The sequence below is a fragment of the Halovulum dunhuangense genome, from assembly GCF_013093415.1.
Taxonomy (GTDB): domain Bacteria; phylum Pseudomonadota; class Alphaproteobacteria; order Rhodobacterales; family Rhodobacteraceae; genus Halovulum; species Halovulum dunhuangense.
This window is the reverse complement of the sequence record NZ_JABFBC010000001.1, coordinates 1297008-1310924: the sequence shown is the minus strand read 5'-3', so window position 1 is coordinate 1310924 and position 13917 is coordinate 1297008. Positions and strand designations below refer to the sequence as shown.

Here is a 13917-nt window from a genome sequence, read left to right as displayed (position 1 = left end):
TGATGGGCTGCCGGTTCATCCGATGCGGAAGATGCCGGTCGCGCACTGACGCAATCCCAGGGCCGAGCCGACGGCGGCTTCGGTATGACCGAGGATCAGATGGCCGCCGGGGCGCAGGTGGCCTGCAAGCCGCTGAACCACCGCCTTCTGTGTCGGCGGGTCGAAATAGATCAAAACGTTGCGCACGAGGATGACGTCCACGTCCCGATCGACCGGATAGCTCGCCCCGACCAGGTTCATTCGTGCGAAACGGACGTGGCGGCGGAGTTCCGGCACGATGCGGACCAGGGGTTCGCTGGCGCCCGCCTGCGACCGCATGAAGTATCGCTCGCGCAGCGCGGGTGGCACCGGCTCGATCCAGGACGCGGGATAGACCGCCCGGGTCGCGTCGGCGACCATCTCGGCCGAGATGTCGGTGCCCAGCACCGCGAAGTCGAAGCGTGGCCCGCGGGCCGCTGCGGCGGCAAGCACCATCGCCGCGGTATAGGCCTCGGCGCCATTCGAGGCCGCAGCGCTCCACATTTTCAGCCGATGGATGCGGCCCGCCGGCCGCGTCGCGAGAATCTCGGGCAGGATGCGTGTCTCGAGAAAGTCGAAATGCGCGCGCTCGCGGAAGAAGTCGGTCTTGTTGGTGGTCGCGAGATGTATCAGATGCGCGACTTCTTCGGCGAGCCCGCCCTCGTCGAAGACCATTCGGCAGTATTCCTCGGCACCGCTGAGCCTGAGCACGCTCGCGCGCCGGCGCAGGCCGGTCTCGATCCTGAGCCGTTTCGAATGTGTGAGGCGGATGCCTGTGCGCTCGTGAATGAAGGTGCAGATCCGAGAGAAATCCCTGTCGCTCAGACGGCCCGCATGGGTTGCGGCGGTATCGGCGCCATCTTGAAGCTGCGCTCTGCCGGCGATGTTCACGCAACTCTCCAATCGGATATTTCCTCTGCAGGCGATCCGGCGGTTGCACTGCCGGATCCCGGATTGTCATGGTGCCAGCGAGCCCCGGCCGAACAGCATCCGCGTCAGGCCGCGAACAGGCCGAGTTCCCCGGTCCCGAACAGGCGGTCGAAGTCGAGAACCGTCACGAAGCGGCCGTTGCGCCGACCGAGGCCGACGATCATCTCGGCGCGCCACCCCACTGCCGCCTCGGGAGGCGGTTCCAGCGCGTCGCCGTCCAGCGCCGTCACCTCGAAGACGCGGTCGACCATCAGGCCGACCGGCGCGTCCCCGTCGCCGATGGTCGCGTTGACGACCACGATGCGGGTGTTCTCGTCCATCTCTGCGGGCGCCAGACCGAGCGTCAGGCGCAGATCGAGCACGGGCACGCCCCGATCGCGCACTTCGATCATGCCGAGAAAGCGCGACGGGGCTCCGGGGAGGCGCGCAATCGGCTGGGGCGAGAGGATCTCGCGGACCCGGTCGACGGGCAGCGCGAGCACTTCGCCCGCGATGCTCAGGGTCACATACTGGCTGATCTGTGCCATGCGGCCCACGCCCTAACCGTTCGCCGCCCGGCGGAACGCGGCGTCCAGTTCGTCCTCGCGCGCTTCCATGTCGAAGGCGAAGCCCAGGTCGGCGGGGGACGTGGGTCTCATCGTTGCGGCCGGTTTCGAACGGGGCGTCGATGCACGGGCGCTGTCCGCGGACGTCGTCCTGCGGGCCTGCGGCTGCGCTGACCTGTCCATCGCGCCGGCGTCCCGGACCTCATCGAGCCTGAAGAAGCTCATGCTCCGCATCAGCCGGTCGGCCTGAGCCGAAAGCTTGGCCGCCGACGACGACATCTGCTCGGCCGCCGAGGCGTTCTGCTGCGTCACCGTGTCGAGCTGCTGGATGGCGTCGCTGATCTGGCTGGCGCCCGCGTTGAGTTCGTTGTTCGCCGCCGACATCTCGGACACCAGGTCGGCGGTGCGCTGGATCTCGGGGACAAGCGCCTGCAGACGCTCGCCCGCCGATTGCGCCGACTTGACCGTCGCGCCGGACAGGCCCGAGATTTCCGACGCGGCATCCTGCGAACGCTCGGCAAGCTTGCGCACTTCCGACGCCACGACCGCGAAACCGCGCCCGTGTTCGCCCGCCCGCGCCGCCTCGACCGCGGCATTGAGCGCCAGGAGATCGGTCTGCCGCGCGATCTCCTGGACGATCATGATTTTCGCGGCGATGGTCTCCATCGCGTTGACCGCCTCGGCCACGGACTTGCCGCTTTCCTCGGCGTCTACGGCGACCTTGCGGGCGATCGTCTCGGCCTGGTTGGTGTTGTCGGCATTCTGCTTGATGTTGGCCGCCATCTCCTCGACCGAAGCCGAGGTCTCCTCGGTCGAGGACGCCTGTTCGACAGCGCCCTGGCTCAGCTGTTCGGCGGTCGCCGACATCTCGGTGCTGCCGCTGGCCACATTGCGCGACGCATCGTTGACGTCCGTCACGGCGATCTTGATCTGCGCGACCATGTCGTTGAGCGCGTTGACGACCTCGCCGATCTCGTCCCGCGAATTGACGGCTGACCTGGCGGTCAGGTCGCCCTTCGCAAGCGCCCGGACAAGATCGAGCGCGCTGGAAAGACCCCGGTTGATGTCCCGTACGATCCAGATCGCCATCGCGATGGAGACGAGGATCATCACGACCAGCAGACCGGTCAGCAGTTGACGGCTTGACGCATAGACGCTTGCGACGCTTGCGGTCGCCTCGTCCATCTGGCCGTTGATCCGCGCCATGAGGTCGTTGAGCCGTTCATCGGCCTTGCGGCGGGCGTCCGTCGCCGGCCCGAAGCTGATCTGCGCAGCCCTCAGATCGCCGTTCTCCACGGCCCGCTCGTTGGCCATGCGCATCACTTCCAGCCACGGGTCGATCTGCCGGACGAGAAGGGCGAGATCGCCCTGGTAGCTGTTGGGCAACAGACGTTCGGCCTCATCGAGGGCAGTCGTCAACGCCGCGACACGCTCCTCGGTCTCGGCCACATAGCGCTCCACCGCCTCGGGATTGTCCGTCGATGCGAGGGCGTTGAGCACGTTGATGCGCACGCGCTGCATCAGCGCCTCGATCCCGGCGAGGACGGCGTATTGCCGCATCGTATCGCTGTCGGGCGCCCCGACCGTACCGCCGGTCGTGAGCAGGCGCTCTTCCATGCCGTCCAGGGTGGCAAGCGCCACTTCCATGGCGTCGTGGCCTTCATTCTGGACGAGCCTGCGTCCATTCAGCGTCGATTGCAGCCGGGAGGCTTCGCGCGCCTCGGCGTTGGCGGCCAGATATTCCTGCCATTCCGCGCCGAACTGTTCGATCTGGACCTGCGCCTCGGGGCCGCTCAGTTCATACAGCCTTGCCAGCCCCTCGTCGATCTGTGCGGCACGACGATCCATCTCGGCTGCGAATTCGTCCATGCTTTCGGTATCGGGGGCGATAATCAGCGCCCTTTCGTCGCGCGCGATGCGCAGGGTGTCGGCGACGATCTCGTCGATGATCTGGATCCGCGCGACGTTGCGTTCCACGACCTCGTCGAAGTCGGACTTGAGCGTGCCCATGTTCATGATGCCTATCCCCACGCCGACGCCGGCGAGGGTGATGATCAGGGCGAAAATTGCGGCAAGTTTCAGTTTGAGTGTCATGTCACACCAGTTGTTTGAGAGCCTGGGCGGCGTCCTGCGATGGGGTTTCCGAAACGATCCGTTCGAGGTCGGGAACGATGATGAATTGTCCTTCGTGCCGGGCGACGCCACGCAGGAATTCCGGCCGCCAGCGCATGCCGACCCTGGGCGCCTCCTCCATGTCGGAGAGATCGATGTCGGCGACCTTGTGCACCCGGTCGGCCACAACGCCCACGATCATCGGCGCGCCGTCGAGGTCGATCTCGAGCACCACGATGCGCGTGTTCTCGTCGGGTGGGGTCTGCTTCATGGCGAACTTCACCCGCAGGTCCGCGAGTGGCACCACCCGGCCGCGCACGTTGAGGAGCCCGCCCACGAAGGGCGGCGCGTTCGGCACCTCGGTCACCGTCACGCAATCAAGCACCTCGCGGACGCGGCTGGCCTCGATGGCAAAGATCTCGCCGCCCAGTTCCAGCGTCAGCGCGCTCATGATCGACGACGCGCCGGCGGTGTTGCGGGGTCCGCTCATGCCGCCCTCCCGTCCTGCTGTTCGCGCAGGCGGCTATCCAGCCGCTGGCCGCTGCGCACCAGGTTGGCCACGTCGAGGATCAGCGCGACCGACCCGTCGGCCATGATCGTGGCGCCGGAGAACTCCTCGATGCCGCTGTGCAACCGCGAAAGCGACTTGATCACCGTCTGGGTGTTGCCGAGGATCTGGTCGACCACGAGGCCCACCCGCTGCTCGCCGGTGGAGACGATCACCAACTTCTGGTGCAACTCGGGCGGCGCGCTGGTCCTGAACAGCTCGCGCAGGCGCAGGAACGGCACCAGCGCATCGCGGACGTTCAGGAAATTGCGCCCCTTGCCGCCGCCCGCAACCTCGGCCGGAAGCTCGACGCATTCCTCGACCGCCGAGAGGGGGATCGCATAGCGGTTGCCCCCGACCCGGACCAGCATGCCGTCGATGATGGCCAGCGTAAGCGGCAGGCGCAGCGTCACACGGCTGCCCGCGCCCGGGGTCGATGTCACCTCGATGCGCCCGCGCAACTCTTCCATGGTGCGCTTGACCACGTCCATCCCGACGCCCCGGCCCGACAGCGCACTGATTTCCTGCGCGGTCGAAAAGCCCGGATGAAAGATGAACTGATGGATCTCGCTGTCGGACAGGACCGAGCCGGGGGCGATCAGACCGGCCTCCTCGGCCTTGGCCCGGATCCGGGCGGTGTTCAGCCCGGCGCCGTCATCGACGAGGCTGATGGCGACTTCCGCGCCCTGGTGCTCGGCCGACAGGCGGATCCTGCCCACGGGCGGCTTGCCGGCGGCGCTGCGGCGCTCCGGCGTCTCGATGCCGTGATCTATGGCGTTGCGGATGACATGCACCAGCGGGTCGGCCAGCTTCTCGACCACAGTCTTGTCGAGTTCGGTTTCCTCGCCGAAGGTGACGAACTCCATCTCCTTGCCCAATTGCCCCTTGAGGTCGTGCACCAGCCGCCGGAACCGGCCGAACAGCGAACCGATGGGAACCATGCGGATGCCCATCGTGGTGTCGCGCAGACCGGTCGCGAGGCGCTCGATCTCTTCCGAAACGTTCTTGAGCGCAGCGTCGTCGCTCTGCCCGGCGATCTGCGACAGGCGCGCCTGCGCGATCACCAGTTCGCCGACCCGGTCGAGCAACTCGTCCAGCCGCTCGGCGGGCACCCGAAGCGAGCCGCCGCCCGCCGCCGCGGTGCCGGTACGCTCCCGCCGTTCGGGCGGGATGTCCGTCGGGGGAAGGCCGGTCGCCATCATCTCCGGTGCGGGGCCATCGCCGATGGTCGCCGAAGCCTCGGGGGGGGCAAGCGGCGCGATCTCCAGCTCCATGCCGTCGCGCACGAACATGAACACGTCCTCGATCGCGCCGCGCTCGCAATCCGCCCGAACCGCGACGTCCCACGCAAGATGGCATATGGCGGGGTCGAGCGCTTCCAGCGCGGGCAGCCCCGCAAGCGAGACCCGCACGTCGCAGGGACCGAGCGCCCGCAGTTCGTCCAGCATCAAGACCGGGTTCGCGCCAAGAACGAGGGCGTCCTCGGCCAGCCTGAAGCGCACCCGCCATCCGGCGTCTGCGGCCCCGGCGTCCACAATGGGCTCTGCCGCCGCACCCGGCGCGCCCACCGTCTGGCGCAGACGTTCGAGCAACGGCTCGCCATGGTCGCCATGGATCTCCGGCTCGGCGATCAGCCTGGCGATATGGTCCTTTGCGGCCAGCGCCACGCGCACCAGCGCCCGGGTCGGCGCGACCTCGTTGCTGCGGACCCTGTCGAAGGCAGTCTCGAACTCGTGGACGAAATCCGCCACTTCCGTGAAGCCGAACATCGCGCCGGAGCCCTTCAGCGTATGCAGGGCGCGGAACACGCTGTTGACCAGTTCCATGTCATCGAGCGCGTCGCCGAGATCGAGCAGGGAAACCTCGAGGTTTTCCAGCACCTCGGCCGCCTCGTGGCGAAAGATGTCCTTGGGATCGGGCTGTGTCATGCGCCTGCCACCTTCCTGACCGCGGCGATCAACTGGTCCTGATTGAAGGGTTTCACGATCCAGCCGATCGCGCCGGCCTCCTTGGCGGCCTGCTTCGAGGCCGGGTCGGATTCGGTGGACAGGAAAATGATCGGAACGCCACGACTGGAGGGATGTGCCCGGAACTTCCGGATGAACTCGATCCCGGTCATGTTCGGCATGTTCTGGTCGGTGATGATCGCACTGTAGGGCCCTGCCACGGCCTTGTGGTACCCCTCTGCGCCGTCGCAGGCGGTGTCGACGCGATACCCCGCCCCCGACAGTGTCAGCGTGATCATCTGGCGGATCGAAGGCGAGTCGTCGATCGAGAGGATGGCCTTGCTCATGCGGCTCTCTCCGCTGTCGCCAAGTCCTCGAAATACCGGGGCGCCTGCTGTTCAGACGCGATCAGGCCGAGACCGACCATGAGCGCCGGGACCGGGCCGCCTTCGATCCCCACGACCGTCAATGGGCGACCGCGAAGACAGGCGGCACGGCATGCCGCGATCAAGACCTGCAGGAACCCGGTGTCGGCCGCGGTCGCATCGGTCAGATCCACCCTGACCTGACCATCGCCCCCGATCGCGGCCAGAAGCTCTGCGCGCGCAGCGTCGGCCGACTTCACCGTCTGCTCCTCGGCAAAAGTCACGGTAACAGCCTGGCGTGAGCCTCCCGGAGAGTGGGAAGCGTGCTTCGCAGCGTGTTTGTCGGGCATGGTTCACTCCGCGCAATGGGTATGCGGGCTGTATTTCATGCCAGATGTTGAGAACGAGTTAGCAGCCTTGCCCGGAACTCCTCCAATTTTAGCAAAGTCTTGCATGGCGCATGGCGCGGGCCATCCTGTTCGGTCGCGGCCAGCGAGAGTGCGAGGGATCCGCGCCTAGGTTCGCAGCCTTCTTGCCTGCACGGCGTATGGATGGCCGCAGGGTGCCGGCTTTCAGCCCACGCGGTGCTGGCGCCACCCGGTCGGAGCGGACGTCGTTACGTCCCGCAGCAAATGGCCATTCACTACGCTGGACGTGGCCGCATCGGGCATCTAGGATTTTCGGAATACGCAAGATCAGTCTTGTTGCGTGCCAGCGGCAGATCGCCAGTTGGGGAACATCGCCGTGAAGGATGAACCGACAAGACCCACCGAGTGGCCGATGCGCTGGATAGTTGCCCTTGGCGTGGGTGCTCTGCAAAACGCGATCGCTGTTTTCGCCGTCTATTCCTCCGGCCAGGACGTTCTTTCGGATGGCGCCTGCATAGGGGGCGTTTTCGGAACAATGGCCAATTCGGCGATCATTGCCGTCGTTCTGGTTTGGGCGATGATCCTGGCGGTGAAATCGTTCAGGGAAACGGATTGGCACCCTTACCTCAGGCCCCTTCTTGCGGTCGCACTGTCGAGTGCGACCGCCATATTCATCGGGCTTGAAGCTGCGCTGCACTGTACCGTCTAGCCGGGTCCATTCCTGCCGTGGCCGTTGTCCGGGGCCGGTCTGTCCGCATCCCGGTCGTTGCCGAAAGCCGCAGCGACGGGCCGGCCCAGGATCGGGTGAACGCCGCCGCAGGCGCATCGGCCCCCAATCTGCGTCTGGTCCGACCGGCCAAGGCTGTGTCACCACTGCTCAGGCCGTAGCGCGAAACGGCAGCCGGCAGCTTGGCCATCTTTCAAGCACGACTGCGCCTTTGGCGTTCTACCCTAGCGGGTTTCGCCACCGCACGAGGCGCTAGGTCGCCAATCGGTCGAGATAGATCCTGTCGCCGATCCGGCGGCGCAGGAGGATCGACTGGCCAATGGTGGTTTGCAGGGTCTCGGCCGTCTCGGGCTCTGGCGCCAGGATCGGCAGGGCGCGGCCCTGCGCCTCGAACGGCAGTCCAAGCAACGAGGCGACCGTCGGCGCGATGTCGACAAGCGCGGTGGGCGCATCGTCCTTTCCGGTGCGCCCGCCGGGTACCTGCCAGAGACTGACGACATGCATCTCGCGTTCCTGAAGCCCGCCATGCATGCCGCCGCCAAGCGGGACACCGCCGCCATGGGCGCGGCGACCCGGCAATCCGGCGGGATCCGGAAGGTCGTCGGAGCGCATGACATAGAACAGGTCCGGGCGGCGGTCGTGGACATGGTGCACAAGATCCATCGACAGCGTTCCGGGCAGATCGTCCCTGGCGAAGACGACCCCGATCTCGGGATGCGCGTTCAGCGCGTCGACGGTGGCCGACAGCAATCCGGCGTCGTCGCGGAGGGTGCGCAATTCGCCCGCCGCGCCACGCGTCATCGCGAGCACGGTATCATCGCCCGGTTCCGTCGACGCAGGTAGCCCGGCTTCGCGCAGGTATGTCGCGATGTCGACCTCGGCGACCGTGGCGATCTGCCCGTGATCGGACAGGGCGACAATTGCCGTCTCGTCTCCCATGGGGCCCGATCTTATGGCATGAACGATCTCGCCGAAGACCGTATCGGCCACGCGCATCGCCTGGTACGCCTCATCTGAGCCGATCTTTCGGTAGTGATAGGACGTGTCGGGTTCTGGCAGCCACACAACGGTGACATCCGGCCCATCCGGCCCCAGCGCCAGCGCCCCGGCGACCCGTCCGGCGTAGCGACACACATCGAGTTTGGGAATTTCCGTGCCCGGCAGCGGGCCGCATGCCTCCACCGCGCGGCGCACCGCCTCGGGCGTGCGCGTCTTGTGTTCGCCGTGGATTGAAAAGGTCCAGTGCCCCGGCTGGTCCGCCACCAGCGGATTGAGAAGGAACGCCGCACCGGCCGAGCCGCAATGCACCGCGCCCATGCGTTTGCCGTGCCGCACCAGGGCCGCGCCCAGGGTGTCGCTGGTGATGACGCGGCCGAGCGCCTTTTCCATCCTGACCAGGTGATCGAAATTCGATGTGTCGCAGGCCCGGTCCGCCATGACGGCGCGCGCGTGGAATGCGTTGCCGACGATGCCATGCGCACCGGGCCAGCAGCCGGTGGCCAGCGACGTCGTGCAGACCCGCGTCAGCGACGGAAAGACCGAGCGTGCGGCCGTGAAGTCCAGGGCCTCGTGCGCGAAACGCTCGAGTTCGGGCATCCGGCCTGCAATCATGTCGGGCCGAAGCCCGTCGAAGACCACCAGAACGACGCGTGACACGGTCATGCCGCTGCCTCGCTCGGCAGGGCGTTGACGCGTTCCGCGAAGTTCCGGGCCGCGACCAGCGTCTCCTGCTCGGCATGGGCAAGGAAGTTGCGCTTGATCTCGATTGCGATGCGCGTCCCGGGGCGGACACGCAGCCGACGGCCCAGCGCCGCGAAGTCCACCGCGCCCAGGCCCTGCGGCGCGTGCATGTCGCCCACGCCGAAGAAATGCCGCTCGCCATCATGGGTCCACGGGAACGTGGCCGCGACCCCGGTGCTGTCGCTGAAATGGATATGGCCGATCCAGGGGGCGAGCGCCTCGCAGGCGCCTAGCATGTCGAAGCCCCACAGCCCCGCACCCTGCTGCGCGTGGCTGATGTCGAGACAGGCCATCACGGCCGGATGGTCAAGACGCGACAGGAAGTTCGCCAGCGCGCGCGGGTCGAGGGAATAGGACGTTTCTTCCCCGGCGACGACACGGCGGTTGGGCGAGATGTTCTCATAGGCAATCTGCACCCCGAGGCTGGCGGCGCGGTCCGCAACCGGACCCAGCTGCGCCATCTCGAAGGCCTGCAGCATGTCCAGCCGGTCCACATGGTCCTTCGGGTGGCAACGCCCGGGATGCAGCACGACGACGCGCGCCCCGATCTCGGCCGCAAGTTCCATCGACACGATCGCTGCGCGCTGCATCAGGTCGGCGTGCGCCTCGTCCATCAGGTTGATCGCGATGGGCGCATGCATGGAATAGGCCAGATCGTGACGTGCCATGATCTCGCGGATCCGGGCCACGCGATCCGGCAGCATCCGGCAGGAGATCACGGCGTCGAGGCCCACGGCGGTGATTTCGGCACCGGTGCAGCCTATCGCCTCCATGTGGGCAAGGCGTTTCGCAAGGCGTTCGAGGTCGCCTTCGGCGGCGCCTGTGTTGAAGCCGCAGGCGATGATCCGGTCGGGCATGGTCAGGTCTCCAGTGATGGGTCGAGCCGGGCGCGCAGCCAGTCGCCGAGGATCGACATGGACAGGGTGGTGAAGAAGATCGTCATCCCAGGCACCACGGCGAGCCACCAGGCGCTGATGAGATAGTCGCGCCCCTCGCCCAGCAACTGGCCGAGCGAGGTCATGGGCGGGCGGATGCCCAGCCCCAGGAAGGACAGCGATGTCTCGAAGAGGATGGTCGAGGGGAAGTTTATCGTAAGCTGCACCAGCAGCGGACCGGCAATGTTGGGCAGGATGTGCCGGACATAGACCCAGCGCGGCGGTGCGCCCAGCGCGCGGACCGCCTGCGCATAGCCCTGTTCGCGTGCCGACAGCACCAGCCCCCGGGTAATGCGGGCATATGTCTCCCAGCCGTAGAGCGCCATGATCAGCAGGAACACGGGCATCGAATTGCCCATGAAGGCGAGGATCGCGAGCGCGATGATGAACCACGGCATCGCGGCCTGGAAATCTACCGCGCCCATCACGATCTCGTCCCAGATGCCGCCCCTGTGCGCCGCCCAGAAGCCCAGAGCCACGCCCATGACCGCACCGAGGCATGTGCCCAGCGCCGCCAGCAGCAGCGAGGTCTGCGTCGCCACCAGCAGCCGCGACATCAGGTCCCGACCCAGTGTGTCCGTCCCCAGCGGATGCGCCCATGTGGCGCCTTCCAGCGGCTGCGGCGGGGCCATGCGGGCCATCAGGTTCACCTGATCGAAGGCGTAGGGCTGGATCACCTGCGCAAACACCATGACCAGGGCCATGAGGGTCATCCAGGCCAGCGCAAGGGTGACGGCCGTGGGGGTGCGGGCAAGGAAGGTCAGGACGCGCCAGCGGCGCCCGGTGACCAGCGGCTCCTGTGCGACGCTCATGCCCTGGCCCCAGCCCTTGCGCCGACCCGCACGCGCGGGTCGAGCCAACCGTAGATCAGGTCGACGATCATGTTGGCAGCTATCATCGTCACCGCCAGCAGGATCATGATGCACTGCACCACGGCCAGGTCCCTCGATGCCACGGCGCTGGTCAGCAGCCGCCCGATACCGGGCCAGGCAAAGACGGTCTCGGTAACGACGGCCCAGCCCAGCAACTCGCCGACCTTGAAGCCCAGGATCGTGACCACCGGGATCGCGGCGTTGGGCAGCGCATGCGCCGTGACCCGCCGCCCCGGCCCTGCCCCCTTGGAACGGGCCGTCCGCATGTAGGGCTTGCCCAGAACGTCGATCATCGAGGAACGCGTGTAGCGCGCGATCTGCGCCGCGAAGCCGGTTCCCAGCGTGGCGGCCGGAAGGATCAGATGCCAGATCGTGTCCGACCCCGACGAGGGCAGCACCCGCAACTGCATGGCGAAGACGAGGATCAGCAGGATCCCGAGGAAGAAGTTCGGCATCGAGAAGCCGAAGACCGCGACGCTCATCACCACCCGGTCGAGCCAGCTGTCGCGGTAGAGCGCCGCGAGCACTCCAAGCGGCATGCCGAGCACAAGCGCCATTCCCAGCGCCGTGCCGCCCAGCAGCGCCGTCTTGGGCACGCGGTCCCAGACCAGCTCGAACGCATCGACGTTGTTGCGGAAGCTGATGCCGAAATCGCCCTGCAAGAGCCCCGCGAGATAGCGCCAGTATTGCTCGAACACCGGGCGGTCCAGCCCCCAAAGCGCGCGATAGAAGTCGCGCGTCTGCTCGTCGATGTCGTCGGGCAGAAGCGTCGTCGTCGGGTCGCCCGAGAGCCGCAGGACGAAGAAGACAAAGGTCAGGACAAGCCACAAGGTCAGCGCGGCGCGCAGCAGCTTGACGGCGATCAGGCGCATTTGGTGATTTCCTCTATCCGGTGGCAGGCGGCGGCGTGGCCAGCCGACAGGCTGCGCAAGGGCGGCACCTCGGCGCGGCAGAGATCGGTCGCATGGGGGCAGCGCGGGTGGAAGCGACAGCCACCCGGAGGCGCCGAGGGGTCGGGCGGGTCGCCGATGCGCGGGACGCCGGCGCGCCGGTGGGCGGGGTCCGGCACCGGGACGGATGACAGCAGCGCCCGGGTGTAGGGATGGCGCGCCCGCTCGCCGAAGGCGGCGGCCGGGGCCTCCTCGACCACGCGGCCCAGATACATCACCGCGATCCGGTCGGAGACGTGGCGCACGACGTTCACGTCATGGCTGACGAACAGGTAGGCAAGCCCGCGCGCAGCCTGAAGATCGGCGATCAGGTTCACGATCTGCGCCTGGATCGACACGTCCAACGCCGAGACCGGTTCGTCCAGCACGAGGATTTCCGGGTCGAGTGCCAGCGCCCGCGCGATCACCACGCGCTGAAGCTGGCCGCCCGAAAGCTCGTGCGGGAAACGCGCGCCCATGGCGCGATTCAGGCCCACCGAGGACAGGACGGCATCGGCGGCAGCCTGGTCCCGGCCGTGTATCGCCAGCGGTTCGGCCACCTGCGCCCGGATCGGGAGCCGTGGGTCCAGCGCGCCGGCCGCATCCTGCTGAACGAGTTGCAGCCGGGTCCGCAGCTTGCGCCACTCCGGCGTATCGGGTCTGGGCATCGCTGCGCCACCCAGGTTGACCGTGCCGGCGTCGGGCTCTGCCAGCCCCAGCACAAGCCGTGCCAGCGTGGACTTGCCGCAACCGGATTCACCGAGAATTCCAAGTGTGCGCCCCCGCAGGAGCGTAACGTCGACACCATCGACCGCGGCAAAGCGGGTTGGCGCGCGCATGAACCCGCCCCGGCGCGTGGCATAGGTCTTGCGCAGGCCGCGTGCCTTTAGCAGAGCGGTCATGCGGGTTCCTCCTGGCGGATGACCTCGGACACCAGCGGGTGATGGCAGGCACGGCCGTCGAAAGGCTCGGGCACCAGCTCGGCACAGACATTCGAGGCGCGGGGGCAGCGCGGCGCAAAGGCGCAGCCCGGCGGCAGCGCGTCGATGGGCGGCACGGTCCCCTCGATGCCCTGCAACCGCGCGCGGCGGCCGGACGGGTCCGGCAAGGACGCCAGCAAGCCCCTGGTGTAGGGGTGCCGCGGGTGCGAGAACAGGGCCGCTGTCGCGGCGGTTTCCGCGATGCTGCCGGCATACATCACGCAGACCCGGTCCGCGTGCTGAGCCACGAGGCCGAGGTCGTGCGTCACGAACAGCACTCCCATTCCGAGGCTCGTGCGCAGATCGGCGATGAGGTCGAGGATTTGTGCCTGCAGCGTTACATCGAGCGCGGTGGTCGCCTCGTCGGCGATCAGAAGCCTGGGCTGCCCCGCGATAGCCAGCGCGATCATCGCGCGCTGGTTCATCCCGCCGGAAAACTGGTGCGGGAATTCCCGCGCCCGCCTTTCGGGATTGGGCAGGCCAACGCGCCCCAGCAGCCGGACTGCCTCGGCCTGCGCCTCGGACCGGGTCGCGCCGGAACGCAGGCGCACGGCCTCGGCCACCTGCCAGCCGATGCTGCGGACCGGGTTGAGCCCGCCGGTCGCGTCCTGGAACACGCTGGCCAGGATGGCACGACGGTGGCGGCCGGCTTCGCGCGGCGACAGGGTGGAGAGGTCCTTGCCATCCAGCACGATGGCGCCGCCGGCAACGCGTCCGCGCTTCGGCAGGAGCCCGGCGATCGCGAGACAGGTCATCGACTTGCCGCAGCCGGACTCGCCGACCAGTGCCAGCGTCTCGCCGGCCTCGAGGTGCAGCGATACGCCGCGCACCGGAATGACCGGATCCCTGTGCGGGCGGTCGATGACGACGTTCAGGGCGTTGAGGCTCAACAACATGGGCGCA

Annotated in this window: 14 protein-coding genes; 1 reads left to right on the top strand and 13 read right to left on the bottom strand. The window is 67.5% G+C overall.

Features of this window, described 5'->3' with window-relative positions:
* Positions 1-15: 15 nt before the first annotated feature.
* The 7 genes from HMH01_RS06470 to HMH01_RS06440 form a co-directional block, all read right to left on the bottom strand.
* Positions 16-909: a CheR family methyltransferase gene (locus HMH01_RS06470; protein WP_343035159.1), complete on the bottom strand. Its 894-nt coding sequence runs from the start codon at positions 907-909 to the stop codon at positions 16-18.
* 104 nt (positions 910-1013) lie between these two features.
* Positions 1014-1475 carry a chemotaxis protein CheW gene (locus HMH01_RS06465; RefSeq protein ID WP_171323536.1) on the bottom strand — a complete coding sequence of 154 codons (462 nt, stop codon included), beginning with the start codon at positions 1473-1475 and terminating at the stop codon, positions 1014-1016.
* A 12-nt stretch (positions 1476-1487) separates the two neighbouring features.
* On the bottom strand, positions 1488-3587 hold the full coding sequence (locus tag HMH01_RS06460; RefSeq protein ID WP_171323534.1) for a HAMP domain-containing methyl-accepting chemotaxis protein: 2100 nt from the start codon (positions 3585-3587) through the stop codon (positions 1488-1490).
* A gap of 1 nt (position 3588) precedes the next feature.
* Entirely contained in the window at positions 3589-4095 is a 507-nt protein-coding gene (locus tag HMH01_RS06455; protein WP_216366768.1) for a chemotaxis protein CheW, read from the bottom strand.
* Positions 4092-6080 carry a chemotaxis protein CheA gene (locus tag HMH01_RS06450; protein WP_171323532.1) on the bottom strand — a complete coding sequence of 663 codons (1989 nt, stop codon included), beginning with the start codon at positions 6078-6080 and terminating at the stop codon, positions 4092-4094. The genes HMH01_RS06455 and HMH01_RS06450 overlap by 4 nt, the downstream gene beginning before the upstream one ends.
* Positions 6077-6445 carry a response regulator gene (locus HMH01_RS06445; protein WP_171323530.1) on the bottom strand — a complete coding sequence of 123 codons (369 nt, stop codon included), beginning with the start codon at positions 6443-6445 and terminating at the stop codon, positions 6077-6079. The genes HMH01_RS06450 and HMH01_RS06445 overlap by 4 nt, the downstream gene beginning before the upstream one ends.
* Positions 6442-6813 carry an STAS domain-containing protein gene (locus HMH01_RS06440; protein ID WP_171323528.1) on the bottom strand — a complete coding sequence of 124 codons (372 nt, stop codon included), beginning with the start codon at positions 6811-6813 and terminating at the stop codon, positions 6442-6444. Before HMH01_RS06440 ends, HMH01_RS06445 begins: the two co-directional genes overlap by 4 nt.
* 394 nt (positions 6814-7207) lie before the next feature.
* Between HMH01_RS06440 and HMH01_RS06435 the strand changes: the two genes are divergently transcribed.
* Positions 7208-7540, top strand: a complete 333-nt coding sequence (locus tag HMH01_RS06435; protein ID WP_171323526.1) for a hypothetical protein — start codon at positions 7208-7210, stop codon at positions 7538-7540.
* A 270-nt stretch (positions 7541-7810) separates the two neighbouring features.
* Here HMH01_RS06435 and HMH01_RS06430 read toward each other — a convergent pair whose 3' ends face one another.
* The 6 genes from HMH01_RS06430 to HMH01_RS06405 are packed head-to-tail and all read right to left on the bottom strand — an operon-like array spanning position 7811 to position 13910.
* The gene (locus HMH01_RS06430) at positions 7811-9220 is read right to left on the bottom strand and encodes an alkaline phosphatase family protein (protein ID WP_171323525.1); all 1410 of its coding nucleotides are present in this window, start codon (positions 9218-9220) and stop codon (positions 7811-7813) included.
* Positions 9217-10155, bottom strand: a complete 939-nt coding sequence (locus HMH01_RS06425) for a sugar phosphate isomerase/epimerase family protein (protein WP_171323523.1) — start codon at positions 10153-10155, stop codon at positions 9217-9219. Before HMH01_RS06425 ends, HMH01_RS06430 begins: the two co-directional genes overlap by 4 nt.
* A gap of 2 nt (positions 10156-10157) precedes the next feature.
* Positions 10158-11045, bottom strand: a complete 888-nt coding sequence (locus HMH01_RS06420) for an ABC transporter permease (RefSeq protein WP_171323521.1) — start codon at positions 11043-11045, stop codon at positions 10158-10160.
* On the bottom strand, positions 11042-11977 hold the full coding sequence (locus HMH01_RS06415; protein WP_171323519.1) for an ABC transporter permease: 936 nt from the start codon (positions 11975-11977) through the stop codon (positions 11042-11044). Before HMH01_RS06415 ends, HMH01_RS06420 begins: the two co-directional genes overlap by 4 nt.
* Complete coding sequence (locus HMH01_RS06410; RefSeq protein WP_171323517.1) at positions 11968-12936, bottom strand: ABC transporter ATP-binding protein; 969 nt, start codon at positions 12934-12936, stop codon at positions 11968-11970. The genes HMH01_RS06415 and HMH01_RS06410 overlap by 10 nt, the downstream gene beginning before the upstream one ends.
* Positions 12933-13910: an ABC transporter ATP-binding protein gene (locus HMH01_RS06405; protein WP_171323515.1), complete on the bottom strand. Its 978-nt coding sequence runs from the start codon at positions 13908-13910 to the stop codon at positions 12933-12935. Before HMH01_RS06405 ends, HMH01_RS06410 begins: the two co-directional genes overlap by 4 nt.
* Between the last annotated feature and the right edge of the window lie 7 nt (positions 13911-13917).

Bases quoted from the DNA above. Each gene is read 5' to 3' on its own strand.
- HMH01_RS06465 (WP_171323536.1), bottom strand. From the start codon at position 1,475: ATGGCACAGATCAGCCAGTATGTGACCCTGAGCATCGCGGGCGAAGTG.
- HMH01_RS06460 (WP_171323534.1), bottom strand. From the start codon at position 3,587: ATGACACTCAAACTGAAACTTGCCGCAATTTTCGCCCTGATCATCACC.
- HMH01_RS06455 (WP_216366768.1), bottom strand. From the start codon at position 4,095: ATGAGCGGACCCCGCAACACCGCCGGCGCGTCGTCGATCATGAGCGCG.
- HMH01_RS06450 (WP_171323532.1), bottom strand. From the start codon at position 6,080: ATGACACAGCCCGATCCCAAGGACATCTTTCGCCACGAGGCGGCCGAG.
- HMH01_RS06445 (WP_171323530.1), bottom strand. From the start codon at position 6,445: ATGAGCAAGGCCATCCTCTCGATCGACGACTCGCCTTCGATCCGCCAG.
- HMH01_RS06440 (WP_171323528.1), bottom strand. From the start codon at position 6,813: ATGCCCGACAAACACGCTGCGAAGCACGCTTCCCACTCTCCGGGAGGC.
- HMH01_RS06430 (WP_171323525.1), bottom strand. From the start codon at position 9,220: ATGACCGTGTCACGCGTCGTTCTGGTGGTCTTCGACGGGCTTCGGCCC.
- HMH01_RS06425 (WP_171323523.1), bottom strand. From the start codon at position 10,155: ATGCCCGACCGGATCATCGCCTGCGGCTTCAACACAGGCGCCGCCGAA.
- HMH01_RS06420 (WP_171323521.1), bottom strand. From the start codon at position 11,045: ATGAGCGTCGCACAGGAGCCGCTGGTCACCGGGCGCCGCTGGCGCGTC.
- HMH01_RS06415 (WP_171323519.1), bottom strand. From the start codon at position 11,977: ATGCGCCTGATCGCCGTCAAGCTGCTGCGCGCCGCGCTGACCTTGTGG.
- HMH01_RS06410 (WP_171323517.1), bottom strand. From the start codon at position 12,936: ATGACCGCTCTGCTAAAGGCACGCGGCCTGCGCAAGACCTATGCCACG.
- HMH01_RS06405 (WP_171323515.1), bottom strand. From the start codon at position 13,910: ATGTTGTTGAGCCTCAACGCCCTGAACGTCGTCATCGACCGCCCGCAC.